We start from the raw sequence: 14601 nt of genomic DNA, 5'->3' as shown, positions 1-14601 counted from the left end.
ATGACCAAAGGAACTGCCACTATGATTCGCGATGACCGAGTAACGCCCGCTGGCTACGATGATCCTGTCTACCGGGGCACCGCTGTTGCTCCCTTGCTCAAACGTATTTCCTGGGGCGCCATTCTGGCCGGTGTGGTACTCGCACTGGTGGTCTCGCTGATGCTCAGCCTGCTGGGCACCGCCATCGGCAGCGCCAGCATTGATCCGCTGCAGGAAGCCGACCCGCTGGCGGGCATGGGCAAAGGCACTGGCATCTGGCTGGGTGTCAGTATGGTCATTTCCCTGTTCATCGGTGGCTGGGCCGCCGGCCGGTTGGCCCATCGCGAAGGCGCCTTCCACGGCATTTTGGTCTGGGCCAGTGTTTCGCTGATCAGCGTTTACCTGGTGTCCAGCGCCGTGACCGGCGTCGTGCGGGGCGGTCTGAACCTGGCAGGCAGCGGCCTGTCGGCAGTGGGCAGCGGCATCGCACAAGTGGCCCCGGCTGTGGGCGGCAAGATTCAGGAGCAACTGCGGGCCCAGGGCATTGACTTCAATCTGGATGATATCCAGGGTGAAATCGAACAGGCCATGCGCCAGACCGGCAAGCCGGAATTGGACCCGAACAAGGTCAAGCAAGACGTCGCCACGACCCAGGAAGACGCTAAAAACACCGCCCAGCGCAGTGCTGAAGCCCCACAACAGGCCGACCAGCAACTGAGCGGTTTGCTGGACCGCCTGAAAGCCAAGGGCGACCAGGCGTGGGATGCGGCTGACCGCCAGGCGTTCGTCAACCTGATCAAGGCCCGCGGCAACAAGACCGACGCCGAAGCCAACCAGATCGTTGATCAGGCCCAGGCCAGCTACCGTCAGGCGTACGCCAAGTACCAGGAGCTGAAAGCTCAGGCAGAACAGAAAGCCCGTGAAGCGGCTGACGTGGCGGCGAAAAACATTTCCCGCGCCGCCTGGATCCTGCTGATCACCCTCGTGGTGTCGGCCCTTGTCGCGGCAGGCGCTGGTGCAATGGGTCGTCGTACCCAACCGGCTGCGAAGATCGTCGGCGCTGTCTAAGCGTCGCGGATGGCGCAAAAAAAAATGGCCCGATCCTGTGATCGGGCCATTTTTGTTTCAGGTCAACCTCCCCGCCGTACATCTGAAAACCACCGCGCTCAATCCTGAGCCAGGATGCTTCGCAACAATCCCGGAAAACGTGCATCCAGCTCGTCAGTGCGCAGGGAATTCATGTGGGTGGTGCCGATATTGCGGGTGTGCACCAGGCCTGCATCCCGCAGCACGCGGAAGTGATGGGACATGCTGGACTTGGGCCGCCCGCCGTCGAGTTCGCCACAGGTGGCCTCGGACACCGAGGAAAGACAGCGAACGATTTCGAGGCGCACGGGGTCACTTAATGCGTAAAGCAAACGCTCAAGTGTGAGTTCGGTCGGTAACGGATGTTTGAAGGCGCGCATGCCGCCCATCATAGCGGGGGGTTTCATCCTCCGCCATATTTCGAATACTATCGAACAAGCGAATTCAATCATCAGGAGTATTTCCATGTCGGCATTGTTCGAACCCTTCACGCTGAAGGACGTAACCCTGCGTAACCGCATCGCCATTCCTCCAATGTGCCAGTACGTGGCAGACAACGGCGTCATCAACGACTGGCATCACGTTCACCTCGCGAGCATGGCCCGCGGCGGTGCCGGTCTGGTGGTCGTCGAAGCCACAGCCGTCTCCCCTGAAGGCCGCATCACCCCGGGCTGCGCCGGTATCTGGAGCGACGAGCACGCCCAGGCATTCATCCCTGCCGTGCAAGCGATCAAGGCCGCCGGTTCCATCCCCGGCATCCAGATCGCCCACGCCGGTCGCAAGGCCAGTGCCAACCGTCCATGGGAAGGCGACGACCACATGGCCGCCGATGACACCCGTGGCTGGCAGACCATCGCGCCCTCGGCTATCGCTTTCGGCGCCAACCTGCCGAAAGTCCCGCAGGAAATGACCCTCGACGACATCGCCCGGGTCAAGCAGGACTTCGTCGACGCCGCGCGCCGCGCCCGTGAAGCAGGCTTCGAGTGGATCGAACTGCACTTCGCCCACGGTTACCTGGGCCAGAGCTTCTTCTCCGAACACTCCAACCAGCGCACTGACGCCTACGGTGGCAGCTTCGACAACCGCAGCCGCTTCCTGCTGGAAACCCTCGCTGCCGTCCGTGAAGTCTGGCCGGAAAACCTGCCCCTGACCGCGCGCTTCGGTGTGATCGAGTACGACGGCCGTGACGAGCAGACCCTCAGCGAATCCATCGAACTGGCGCGCCGCTTCAAGGCCGGCGGTCTCGACCTGCTGAGCGTCAGTGTCGGTTTCACCATCCCGGAAACCAACATCCCGTGGGGCCCGGCCTTTATGGGCCCGATCGCCGAACGTGTGCGCCGCGAAGCCGATATCCCGGTGACGTCGGCATGGGGTTTTGGCGATCCAAAACTGGCCCAGGCCGCCGTGCAGAATGGTCAGTTGGACCTGGTCTCGATCGGCCGTGCGCACCTGGCGGACCCGCATTGGGCGTATTTCGCCGCCAAAGAGCTGGGCGTCGACAAAGCCTCGTGGACCCTGCCAGCGCCTTACGCGCACTGGCTTGAACGCTACCGCTAAGCGTCACGCGATACAGAATGCCGCCCCTTGAGGCGGCATTTTTATTTGCCGACGGCACTGGTTACTATCCGCTGCCGGCCGGCTGCCCATGCGCCCTGCCCGATTTGAATCCCCATCCCAGGACCTGACGATGATCAGAGAGTTGAAAACCTTTGTCTGCGTCGCGCGGCGAGGCACCTTTGCGGCGGCCGGACGTGAGGTCGGGCTGACGCAATCGGCGGTGAGTGCGCAGATCAAAAACCTCGAAGACACCCTCGGCGTGACCCTGTTCGACCGCACCGGCCGCGCCGCCACCCTCAACGCTGCCGGGCAGCGCGCCGTCGCACTGGCTGAAGAAATGCTGCAGTTGTTCGGGCGCATGGGCAGCCCCGACAGCGCCAACGATTTTCGTGGCGCGCTGCGCATCGGCGCCATCAGCACCGCACAGACCGGCATCTTGCCCCAAGCCCTGGTGGCACTGCGCAGCAAGGCGCCTTTTATCGAAGCCAGTCTGGTGCCGGGGGTTTCACTGAACCTGCTCAGCCAGGTGGACGCCGGCGAGCTCGACCTGGCGATCATGATCAAACCGCCGTTCGCGCTGCCCAAGGAGCTGCACGCGGAAGTCATCGCCAAGGAGCCGTTCGTGCTGATCACGCCGGCGAACATGCAAGGCGACGACCCACGGCAGATTCTCAGCGACCACCCCTTCATTCGCTACGATCAACGCTCGTTCGGCGGGCGCCGGGTGACGCAGTTTCTGCGCGAGCGCAAGCTCGAGGTGCGGCAAACCCTGGAGCTCGACGAGCTGGACGCCATCGTCAAAATGGTCCGCGCCGGGCTCGGCGTAGCGCTGGTGCCCATGGCCGGGTTGTGGCTGGAGCATGCGCAGGACGTGCGGATCATTGATCTGGGCGAGATGACCTTCTTCCGCGAGATCGTGCTGGTGAGCAAATACCTGCAGCGGCACACGCCACTGCTGGACCTGTTTCGCCGTTGCGTCATCGACACGCTGAATCAGCCGGCGCGCTGAGGGCCATCTGCAGACGGCTATTTGGCGAAGAGTTGACTCATGTCTTTGAAGGCCTTGAATTCCAGGGCATTGCCGCACGGATCGAACAGAAACATGGTCGCCTGCTCGCCGACCTGGCCCTGAAAACGGATATAGGGTTCGATCACAAACCGGGTTTCGCGGGCGCGCAGCCGCTCCGCCAGTGCTTCCCATTCCGCCCAGTGCAGAATGATGCCGAAATGCGGAACCGGCACGTCGTGACCGTCCACGGCGTTGGAATGCACGGATTCCTGGGATGTGGTTTTGGGGTGCTCATGGATGACCAATTGATGGCCGTAGAAATCAAAATCGACCCACTGCTCGCTGGAGCGTCCTTCGGAAAGACCGAAAACGTCGCCGTAGAAGTGCCGCGCGGCGGCGAGGTCATAAACAGGAATAGCGAGGTGAAATGGCGAGAGGCTCATGGTCGATCCTTGGGACGGGAATGATAGGAACGGATTGTTGACCGTGATCGACCGCTGCGAAAGCGGATATCTCTTCTGCTGAGCCTCAACTATTTCGATCAATAACGCCTTCTATTCAACGGCAGCGTTGAAATGTCCAAAGGCTCGGCAGCGGGGTAAGGCAGCTGGGCGTGCGAAAACGCCACACGGCAAAGCAATTTTTCGCAGTGCCAATGGAACTTTAGTAGTGGCATTATGCCCTACATCCGTTCGGGTGATTTGTCCCCCCGGTTCCACTGACCTTCTTGGCTACCTCTACCATGAAAAAGCTACTGCTCGCAGCCCTTTGTCTGTCCTCTCTCGCCACCCATGCTGATGCCACGCAAATCTCCGGGGCACTGGGTGCCACCAGCCAGGGTGGCTTGACCGGCCGCGTCGCCCTGGGTTTCGACTGGGACAAGGCATGGCTGGAAAGCTCCACCGGCAAACTGACCGGCTATTGGGATCTGGGCTACACCTACTGGGAAGCGGGCAAACAGGCCGGCGCTCGCCATTCGGCGTCGTTTGCCCCAGTGTTCGTTTATGAGTTCGGCGGCGGCCCGGTCAAACCGTTTATCGAAGCGGGCGTGGGCGTTTCGCTGTTTACCGGCGCGTCCGCGGGCGATCAGACGTTTGGCTCGGCGTTCAACTTTGAAGACCGCCTCGGCGCCGGCCTGAAGTTCGGCGACGCCCAGCGCGTGGGTGTGCGCGTGACACACTATTCGAACGCGGGGATCAAAGAGCCCAATGACGGGATCGAGTCCTACGCGCTGGTTTACAGTCAGGCGCTTTGAGGGCTGAAGTTCCATGGGGCTGAGGTTCCAGCGGCAAGCTGCAAGGGGCGTGCCTGACCCTTGAGCCAACGCCGGGCGGACGCCAGAGGGCTGCTTTTGCAGCCCCATATTTTGGGTCTCTGCCCAGCTCCCCTTGCCTGCCTCCTCGCTTTACACACCTTTCGCCTACCACCCTTTCATGACACGCCATCCGTGTCACATGACCGATTGTCAGATTCCAGCGAGGCAGAGGCCTGTTTTAACCCGCAAGCCATTCATCTATGGCGCCGCTCGCCGATAGACCGGCAGACAGACTGCAATCCTTTCCCTGCAATCGCTTGAAGGCTCTACGGCATGACAAAATCCCTGAAATTCAGTCACAAGATTCTACTGGCGGCCTCGCTGGTGGTAATCGCCGCATTTACCTTGTTCACCCTCTACAACGATTATCTGCAACGGACGGCCATTCGGGATCAGTTAAGGGAAAGTCTGAATCAGACGGGCGAGAGTACGGCCGGTAACATCCAGAACTGGATGTCGGGACGCATCCTGCTGGTGGAAAACGTTGCCGAGGGCGCCGCGGTGTCGCCGTCGCCCGACGTGTTCAATCGCCTGCTGGGCCAGCCGACGCTGATCTCGACGTTCATGAGCATCTATCTGGGCAAGGCCGATGGCTCGTTCGTGACGCAACCGCCCGACGACATGCCCGGCGATTACGATCCGCGCACCCGCCCCTGGTACACCGACGCGCTGAAGGCCGGCAAGACCACCCTGACCGAGCCGTACCTGGACGCGGTCACCAAAGGCCTGATCGTGACGATCGCCACGCCGGTCAAAGGCCCCTCCGGCGTGGCCGGCGTCGCGGGCGGCGACCTGAGCCTGGAAGTGCTGGTGAAGATGATCAGCGCGCTGCGCCTGCAGAACGACGGCCATGCCTTTCTGGTCGACGCCAACGGCCGCATCCTCGTGCATCCGGACACCTCGCTGGTCATGAAGACCCTGGCCGAGGTGTACCCGAACGGCACACCGCGCCTGTCCCAGGACATCAGCGAAAGCGAGCACGACGGCAAGACGGAAATCCTCACCTTCGTCCACGTCAATGGTCTGCCGTCGGTCAACTGGTACGTGGGCATCTCGGTGGACAAGGTTCAGGCCTACGCCGCACTGGGCGATTTCCGTAACTCGGCCATCATCGCCACGATCATCGCCGTGGTGCTGATCATTCTGCTGCTGGGCGTGCTGCTCAGCGTGCTGATGCGTCCATTGAATACCATGGGCCGCGCCATGCACGACATCGCCGCGGGCGAAGGCGATCTGACCAAACGTCTGGAGGTCCTCAGCCAGGACGAATTCGGCTACCTGGGCAACGGCTTCAACCTGTTCGTGGAGCGGATCCATGACTCGATGCGCGAAGTCGCCTCCTCCACCGTGCAGCTCAACGAAGTCGCGTTGCGGGTGGTGAGCGCGTCGAACTCCTCGATGCTCAACTCCGACCAGCAGGCCAACCGCACCAGCAGTGTCGCGGCGGCCATCAACGAACTGGGCGCTGCCGCGCAGGAAATCGCGCAGAACGCCGCCATGGCCTCGGGCCATTCCAGCGACGCCCGCAACATGGCGTCCAACGGTCAGGCCGTGGTCGGTCAGAACATTGAGGCGATGAACCGGTTGTCGACGCGCATCAGCGGCGCCAGCGAGCAGATCGAACAGCTCAACACCAAGACGGCCAACATCGGGCAGATCCTCGAAGTCATCACCGGCATCTCCCAGCAAACCAACCTGCTGGCGCTCAACGCAGCCATCGAAGCCGCGCGCGCCGGGGAAGCCGGGCGCGGGTTTGCCGTGGTGGCTGACGAGGTCCGTAGCCTGGCGCATCGCACCCAGGAGTCGGCCAGTCAGGTGCAGAAAATGATCGAGGAGCTGCAACACGGCGCCCGTGAAGCGGTGGCAATCATGAATGACAGCCAGCGCGAGAGCCACGAAAGCGTGAGCATCGCCAACCAGGCCGGCACCAGCCTGGAAAGCGTGACGGTGCGGATCGGCGAGATCGACGCGATGAACCAGTCGGTCGCCACCGCCACCGAGGAACAGACCTCGGTGGTCGAAGCGATCAACGTCGACATCACCGAGATCAACACGCTGAACCAGGAAGGCGTGGAAAACCTGCAAGCCACGCTGCGCGCCTGTTCCGACCTGGAACGTCAGTCGGCGCGCTTGACGCAGCTGGTGGGCAGTTTCCGTATCTGAGGCAAGGCGCAGCGCTGTTCGTCGCAAACCTGACGCTTGATCGGCCAGCCCTTGCGAAATCAGCGTTCCGACGAAATGATGGCACTAAGACATCACCAGTGATGTCTTAGTCCGGTAACCCAGCCCTTTGGTGCAACATGCTTTCCTTTGTCCTCGATCGACCTGGCCCCCATGACGCGCAACTTCTTGCCGAGGTCGATCGCACCATCGCGTCGCGCTTTCGCAGCCTGCGTTTCAGCACCGAGCTGGAGCGTCGTTACGAGGCCGAAACGCTTGAGCAACGCCGCCAGTTTCTGTCCGCCGTGGGCATTGGCGGCATCCTCATCTACAACCTGTTCATGGTCAGCGACTGGCTGAGCCTGAACGATATGTTTACCTACGTGGCGCTGGGTCGTGTCTGCCTGATGACGCCGATCTTTATGATTCTGCTGGTCATCGCGCGGCGTGCCAGCACCCGGCGCATCGTGGAAGCGACGGCAGCCATCGGCACCGTGACGTGTTCGGTGATGCCGCTGATTGCGATGATCTACAGCGAAAGTCCGTTCCGCCTGCACTATCAACTGGGGATGCTGCTGATCATGGTGTATTGCACGGTGATCCAGCAGGTGCCGGTGCGCTGCGCAGCGGTGGCCATGGCGTGCATGCTGGTCATCCAGCTGGTGACAACCTACCTGGCTGACTTCGCTGACTTCCAGATCTGGCAGGCCAATGCGCTGTTGTTCTTCTCCACCGCCGCGTTGCTGATGATGGCGTCGTGGTTTCTGGAACACGGCAGCCGGTTGAGTTATCTGTTTGCGTTGCGCGGGCAGTTGCTGCGAGCGCAGCTGGTGGAACTGGCGCGCATCGATTCACTGACGCAATTGTTCAACCGGCGCTTTCAGGGCGAGGTGCTGGCCTCGTTGTGGAGCCGTGCGGCGCAGACGCCCATGAACGTCGCGGTGATCCTGCTGGACATCGATCACTTCAAATCCTACAACGATAATTATGGGCATATGCAGGGCGACACCTGCCTGCGGCTGCTCAGTGGCGTGATTCAGCGCACTGCGCAGAAAGCCAACGCCCTGACCTTCCGCTTCGGCGGCGAGGAAATCCTCGTGCTCATGACCCACGCCCACCCGGCCCAGGCCAGGGCGCTGGCGGAAAACCTGCGCTCGGCGGTCGCCGCGCTGAATGTGCCACACCCGGTGCTGGGCGAGGGCGCCAGAGTCACCATCAGCCTCGGCGTCGCCATCGCCAGCGCACCGCAGACCAGCGCCGAAGTGCTCATCGCCATGGCCGACAAGGCCCTCTATGTCGCCAAGGGTGAAGGCCGCGACTGCCTGCGTTGCGCCCCGGCCGAAGTGGCCTAACGAGCTCTACCAATCGACCGCGTTCCTTTCAATCGACCGCGATCCCCCTGAATGACCGCCAACCCCCTGTAGGACCGGCTTTAGCCGGGAATGCGTCAGATGCCACACCGCAAAATTGATGGTGTACACGCAGGCCTCTTCCCGGCTAAAGCCGGTCGTACCAATTAACCTGCATTCCTACCCAATGATACCCATCGTTCGCAGCAACCCCCCGCCCCACAAGTGCCAAAAAAGCACAGCCCCCAAAACGTCAATTAGGTGACGCATAAAACCACCCAAATGTGCCGGCCGTCACAAAACGACGGTTTCCCGACATACGGCGACAACTTTTCCGTTCAGTTAGGTCATACCTGCTGCAGTGCCGATTGGAAATTGGCACGCAGCGTGACCTCAGCCTGTGACCGGAGATAAGTACATGATTTATAACGTCCAAAATTTTGGCGCCAAAGGAGATGGCGTCTCTGACGACACCGCGGCCATCCAACAAGCGATTGATGCAGCTGCGGCGGCTGGCGGAGGACAAGTCTATGTACCCCCCGGGACCTACATCGTGTCGGGCGGTGAGGAACCGTCTGACGGCTGCCTCATGCTCAAGAGCAACGTCTACATGTACGGCGACGGCATGGGCGTCTCGAACATCAAGGTCGCGGACGGCTCCGACACGAAAATCACCGGCGTTATCCGCTCCGCCTACGGCGAAGAAACCCACGACTTCGGGCTGAGCAACCTCACCATCGACGGCAACCGCGACAACACCACCGGCAAGATCGATGGCTGGTTCAACGGTTTCATTCCCGGCAAGGAAGGCTACGACTCCAACGTCACCCTCGACGGCGTGGAGATCAAGGACTGTTCCGGTTACGGCTTCGACCCCCACGAACAGACCGTTAACATGGTCATCAAGAACAGCGTGTCCCATGGCAACGGTCTGGACGGCTTCGTCGCTGACTTCCTGAGCGACAGCACCTTCGAAAACAACATCGCCTACGACAACGATCGTCACGGCTTCAACGTGGTCACCAGCAGCCACGACTTCACCCTCAGCAACAACGTTGCCTATGGCAACGGCGGTGGCGGCATCGTCGTGCAGCGCGGCAGCGAGAACATCCCTTCGCCGAACAACATCACCATCACCGGCGGTGAGGTCTACAACAACGGTGCCGAAGGCGTGCTGATCAAGCTCTCGAGCGAAGTCACCATGACCGGCGTCGACATCCACGACAACGCCAGCGCCGGCGTGCGCATCTACGGCAGCAGCAACGTCGACGTGATCAACAACACCTTGAGCAACAACTCGCTGGGCGGCGGCGTACCGGAAATCATCATTCAGTCCTACGACGACAGCAACGGCGTTTCCGGCAAGTATTTCAACGGCAGCGACAACACCGTTCAGGGCAACACCATCACCGGCAGCGCGCTGTCCACCTATGGCGTGGCCGAGCGCAACGAAGACGGCACCGACCGCAACGCTATCATCGGCAACACCATCAGCCACACCACCAAGGGCGACACCCTGCTGTACGGCGATGGCAGCTACGTCAGCGCGACCGTGCCCGTTGTGGCCGTGCAAGGCACCGACGGCAACGACACCCTGCTGGGCAGCGACGCCAACGAGATCTTCTACGCCGGCGCAGGCAATGACACCGTCAACGGCGGTGGCGGCAGCGACATCCTCATCGGCGGTGCCGGGGTCGACAAGCTCACCGGCGGCGCAGGCGCGGACATCTTCCGCTTCACCAGCGAATCCGACAGCTACCGCACCGCGACCACCAGCTTCGACGACACCATCACCGACTTCGACCCGACCCAGGACAAGATCGACCTCGCGGGCCTTGGCTTCACCGGGCTGGGCAATGGCCGTGGCGGCACCCTGCAGGTGAGTTACAGCGCCAGCAACGACCGCACCTACATCAAGGACTACGACGCCGACGCCAGTGGCAATCGCTTCGAACTGATCCTGGCCGGCAACCTGGTCAGCGCGCTGACCGCCGACAACTTCATCTTCAATCGCACCCTCACCGGCACCGAGGCCAACGATTCGCTGCAGGGCACTGACGGGGCCGACACCCTGTTGGGCCTCGCCGGCAATGACAGCCTGGCGGGCGGCGGCGGTGACGATCGTCTCGACGGCGGCGCCGGGCAAGACACCCTCAGTGGTGGCGCCGGCGCTGACACCTTTGTGTTCTCCAGCCGCACCGACAGCTACCGCAACTACAACGCCGGCGGCGCGAATCTGGGCGACGTAATCACTGATTTCGACGTCACCGCCGACAAGATCGACCTCTCCAAGCTGGGCTTTACGGGCCTTGCCGACGGCATGAACAACACCGTCTACGCGGTGCTCAACGACGCCGGCGACAAGACCTACATCAAATCGCTGAACGCCGACGCCGAAGGCAACCGCTTCGAAGTCGCGCTCGTGGGCAACTACCTCGACAAACTGACCAGCGCCAACTTCGTGTTCGCCACCGCACCTACCGTGAATCAGGCCCCCGTGGTGGCCAACCCGCTGCTGGATCAGAACGCCACCGAGAACACGCCGTTCAGTTACGTCGTGCCGGGCACCAGCTTCACCGATCCGGACAACGACAACCTCAGCTACACCGCCACCCTGGCCGACGGCACCGCCCTGCCCGCCTGGCTGACCTTCGACGCCGTGACCCGCACCTTCAGCGGCACGCCGGGCAACACCGCGTCGGGCACCTACGCGATCAAGATCACCGCGAGCGACGCCAGCAACGCCACGGTCAGCGACAGCTTCACCCTCGCCGTGCAGGACGTGCCAGTCACGCCGGGCGAGATCAACGGCACGCCGGGCAACGACACCCTGACCGGCACCACCGGCAACGATCAGCTCTTCGGCGGCGCGGGCAACGACACCCTGAATGGTGGCGACGGCAACGACGTGCTCATCGGTGGCGCCGGTGCCGACAAACTCACCGGCGGCGCGGGCGCGGACGTGTTCCGCTTCACCTCGACCCAGGACAGCTACCGCACGGCGACCACCAGCGCCAGTGACCAGATCCTCGATTTCGATGCCGCCGCCGATAAGATCGACGTCTCGGCCCTGGGCTACAGCGGCCTGGGCAACGGCCTCAACGGCACGCTGCAGGTGACCTACAACGCCAGCACCAACCGCACCTACGTGAAAGACAACGTCGCGGACGCCAGCGGCAACCGTTTCGAACTGTCCCTGGCGGGTAATCTGGCCAGCAGCCTTAACGCCAGTCACTTTGTCTTCGCCAGCCAGAACGTGCCCGTCAACGTGGCGCCGGTGGTGGTGATTCCGCTGCTGGACCAGAACGCGACGGAAAATTCGCCGTTCACCTACGCGGTCACCAGCAACAGCTTCTCCGACGGCAACAACGACACGCTGACCTACACCGCGACCCTGGCCGATGGCAGCGCCCTCCCGGACTGGCTCAGCTTCGACAGCACCCGCCTGACCTTCAGCGGCACGCCCACCAGCACTGCCTCAGGCAACTACACCCTGCTGATCAAGGCGACTGATCCGTCGGGCGCGTCCGTCAGTGACAGCTTTGCCCTCGCCGTGGCCGATGCGCCGGCCAGCACCATCACCGGCACCGACAATGGCGAAGCGATCGCCGGCACCGCAGGCGCCGACCTGATCCTCGGGCTGGGCGGCAACGACACCATTCGCGCCGGCGCAGGACCGGACATCATCGACGGCGGTGCAGGTCGCGACTCGCTGTACGGCGGCGACGGTGCCGACACCTTCCGCTACACCAGCGTCCAGGACAGCTACCGCGACTACAATACCGGCGGCGTCACCGCCACCGACACGGTTTACGATTTCACCCACGGCGTGGACAAGATCGACGTCTCCGCCCTGGGCTTCCTCGGCCTGGGCGACGGCAGCAACGGCACGCTGTACCTGAGCCTGAACGCTGCCGGCGACAAGACCTACATCAAGTCCAGCGTCCCTGACGCCGACGGTCACCGTTTCGAGATCGCCTTGAGCGGCAACTACGTGAACACCCTCACGGCGGACGATTTCGTGTTCGGCTCCCGGGCCGACCAGGACATCCTGTTCCTGCCGACCCTGGGCCAGTCCAACGCACGTCTGCTGCGCATGACCGAAGACGACAGCCAGTCCGGCACCACCATGCTGGTCGACGGCCTGAGCAAGTACACCACCTACGACGTGCGCAGCCAGTTCAACGACGCCGACGGCAATGGCATCGACATCGCGGTGGGCGGCAGCACCGTCAACGGCATGTCGACCCTCAGCGCCGACGAACTGAAACTGTGCTGGTGGCTGACCGACACCGACCAGCCGGGCCCTGCCTTGTTGCGCGCCGTGGCCCTGTTGAACGACCAACTCACCGAGCTGAAAGCGGTCGACAACGTGACCATGGGCATCATCTGGGGCCAGGGCGAAGAAGCAGCGCAGGAAATCGCCCGCGCCTCGGACAAAGAGGTCGCCGCGGCGGCGTACAAGGCCGCGACTTTGTCGGTGTTCGATTACCTGCACGCGCAGTTCGGCAACTTCAACGTCTACATGATGGAAACCGGCCACTACGACCAGGACGCGGCCCGCGCCCGCGGTTTCTCGGAAGAGAAGATCGCCGGCATCGTCGAAGGCGTCGGCTATGTCCGTGCCACCCAGGAAGCGATTGCCGCCCAGCGTGACGACGTGAAGATTGCGGTGGACTACACCGATCTGCCCCTGCGCCACGAGGTCGACCCGCTGGTCTATCCCGATGACGTCTGGCACTTGCACGAAGAGTCTGCCGAGATCGTCGGTCAGCGTCTGGCCGACTACATCGCCGACGACCTGGGCTTCAAAGGCGACCCGAGCGACAACAACAGCGTGCAGGCCATCTTCGACGGCGCGCAGAACGAAGGCGGCCTGATCTTCGGCACCGACCAGGACGACACCCTGGTGGGCTCGGCCGGCAATGACACGCTGGACGGCGACCTTGGCGCCGATAGCATGACGGGCGGCGACGGCAATGACATTTACATCGTCGACAACGCCTTCGACAGCATCACCGAAAGCAGCGACTCGCCGTCGCAGATCGACACCGTGCAGGCGTCGGTCAGCTGGACCCTCGGCGCGAATCTGGAAAACCTGGTGCTCACCGGCGTTTCGGCCATCGACGGCAACGGCAACGAGCTGCGCAACTTCATCACCGGCAACGCGGCAGCCAACGTGATCGATGGCGCAGGCGGTGCCGACAGCATGAGCGGCGGCAACGGCAACGACACGTACTACGTCGACGACAGCGGCGACAGCGTGATCGAAAGCAACGCCGATCGCGTCTCCGGCGGCGTCGACAGTGTGCACAGCACCCTGGCGACGTTCACCTTGGGCAATAACGTCGAAAACCTGTACATCGACAGCATTGACGCGGCGAACGGCATCGGTAACGCCCTGGACAACGTGCTGTTCGCCGGCAGCGGCGATAACGTGCTGGACGGGCGCGGCGGCAACGACACGGTGTCCTACTACGGCGCGCAGGCCGGCATCACCGCCACCCTGTCGACCTCGGCGCAGCAGAACACCGGCGGCTCAGGCCTCGACACGCTGAAGAGCGTCGAAAACCTGATCGGCAGCGCTTTCGACGACAGCCTGACCGGCAACAGCGGGGCCAACGTGCTCAACGGCGGTGCCGGCAACGACACGCTGATCGGCGGCTCGGGCAATGACCGTTTGATCGGCGGCGCTGGCACTGACACGCTCACCGGCGGCACCGGGTCGGACACCTACGTGTTCGACTCCATCGCCGACATGGGCGTCGGGGCGTTGCGCGACGTGATCAACGGCTTCAAGAGCGCCGAAGGCGACCTGCTCGACTTCAGCGCCCTGGACGCCAACCCGCAGACCCCGGGGATCGACGCGTTTACTTTCATCGGCAGCAACGCCTTTGACAGCAACGACGCGACCGGGCAAATCCGCTTCGCTGACGGGATTCTCTACGGCAGCATCAACGCCGACGCGGCCCCGGATTTCGAAATCCAGTTGGTCGGCGTCAAGGAGCTGCACGTCACTGACCTCGTTGCCTGATTGATCGCGTAACACAAAAACGGCCTCCGCAATGGAGGCCTTTTTTTATGGATCGCTCACCTACCGGCTCCTTCCCGGCTGAAGCCGGTCCCACTGAAAGCATCGCGTGCAT

9 protein-coding genes and 1 pseudogene are annotated in these 14601 nt (G+C 62.6%); 8 read left to right on the top strand and 2 right to left on the bottom strand.

Going from position 1 to position 14601, the window contains the following annotated elements; translation table 11 throughout:
• The first annotated feature begins 21 nt into the window (after nucleotides 1-21).
• Nucleotides 22-1047: a YrzE family protein gene (locus SLW74_RS11010; protein WP_065988809.1), complete on the top strand. Its 1026-nt coding sequence runs from the start codon at nucleotides 22-24 to the stop codon at nucleotides 1045-1047.
• Nucleotides 1048-1145: 98 nt separating this feature from the next.
• Here the strand turns inward: SLW74_RS11010 and SLW74_RS11005 are convergent, their stop codons facing one another.
• Nucleotides 1146-1445: an ArsR/SmtB family transcription factor gene (locus tag SLW74_RS11005; protein ID WP_296313147.1), complete on the bottom strand. Its 300-nt coding sequence runs from the start codon at nucleotides 1443-1445 to the stop codon at nucleotides 1146-1148.
• 85 nt (nucleotides 1446-1530) lie between these two features.
• Between SLW74_RS11005 and SLW74_RS11000 the strand changes: the two genes are divergently transcribed.
• Together SLW74_RS11000 and SLW74_RS10995 are read left to right on the top strand one after the other, a co-directional pair.
• Nucleotides 1531-2622, top strand: coding sequence for an NADH:flavin oxidoreductase/NADH oxidase (locus SLW74_RS11000; RefSeq protein ID WP_065988808.1), 1092 nt, complete (start codon nucleotides 1531-1533; stop codon nucleotides 2620-2622).
• A 130-nt stretch (nucleotides 2623-2752) separates the two neighbouring features.
• Nucleotides 2753-3631, top strand: coding sequence for a LysR family transcriptional regulator (locus tag SLW74_RS10995; protein ID WP_192130286.1), 879 nt, complete (start codon nucleotides 2753-2755; stop codon nucleotides 3629-3631).
• 17 nt (nucleotides 3632-3648) lie between these two features.
• Here the strand turns inward: SLW74_RS10995 and SLW74_RS10990 are convergent, their stop codons facing one another.
• Nucleotides 3649-4074 carry a VOC family protein gene (locus SLW74_RS10990; protein ID WP_065988806.1) on the bottom strand — a complete coding sequence of 142 codons (426 nt, stop codon included), beginning with the start codon at nucleotides 4072-4074 and terminating at the stop codon, nucleotides 3649-3651.
• A gap of 299 nt (nucleotides 4075-4373) precedes the next feature.
• On the opposite strand from SLW74_RS10990, the gene SLW74_RS10985 reads away from it, so the two are divergent.
• The 5 genes and pseudogenes from SLW74_RS10985 to SLW74_RS10965 all read left to right on the top strand — a co-directional run bounded on the left by SLW74_RS10985 (nucleotide 4374) and on the right by SLW74_RS10965 (nucleotide 14489).
• Entirely contained in the window at nucleotides 4374-4886 is a 513-nt protein-coding gene (locus tag SLW74_RS10985; RefSeq protein WP_410928872.1) for an acyloxyacyl hydrolase, read from the top strand.
• Between the two features lie 333 nt (nucleotides 4887-5219).
• A pseudogene (locus SLW74_RS10980) lies at nucleotides 5220-6254 on the top strand (cache domain-containing protein); the annotation flags it as partial.
• A 15-nt stretch (nucleotides 6255-6269) separates the two neighbouring features.
• On the top strand, nucleotides 6270-7109 hold the full coding sequence (locus SLW74_RS10975; RefSeq protein WP_410929048.1) for a methyl-accepting chemotaxis protein: 840 nt from the start codon (nucleotides 6270-6272) through the stop codon (nucleotides 7107-7109).
• A 137-nt stretch (nucleotides 7110-7246) separates the two neighbouring features.
• Complete coding sequence (locus SLW74_RS10970; RefSeq protein WP_410928871.1) at nucleotides 7247-8458, top strand: diguanylate cyclase domain-containing protein; 1212 nt, start codon at nucleotides 7247-7249, stop codon at nucleotides 8456-8458.
• A gap of 415 nt (nucleotides 8459-8873) precedes the next feature.
• Nucleotides 8874-14489 carry a putative Ig domain-containing protein gene (locus SLW74_RS10965; protein ID WP_410928870.1) on the top strand — a complete coding sequence of 1872 codons (5616 nt, stop codon included), beginning with the start codon at nucleotides 8874-8876 and terminating at the stop codon, nucleotides 14487-14489.
• The last annotated feature ends 112 nt before the right edge of the window (nucleotides 14490-14601 follow it).

Origin of the sequence: Pseudomonas sp. W5-36, from assembly GCF_046540455.1 — a bacterium.
GTDB lineage: Bacteria > Pseudomonadota > Gammaproteobacteria > Pseudomonadales > Pseudomonadaceae > Aquipseudomonas > Aquipseudomonas graminis_B.
Note: the sequence above shows the minus strand (reverse complement) of the source record. Positions and strands in the feature narration are given on the sequence as shown.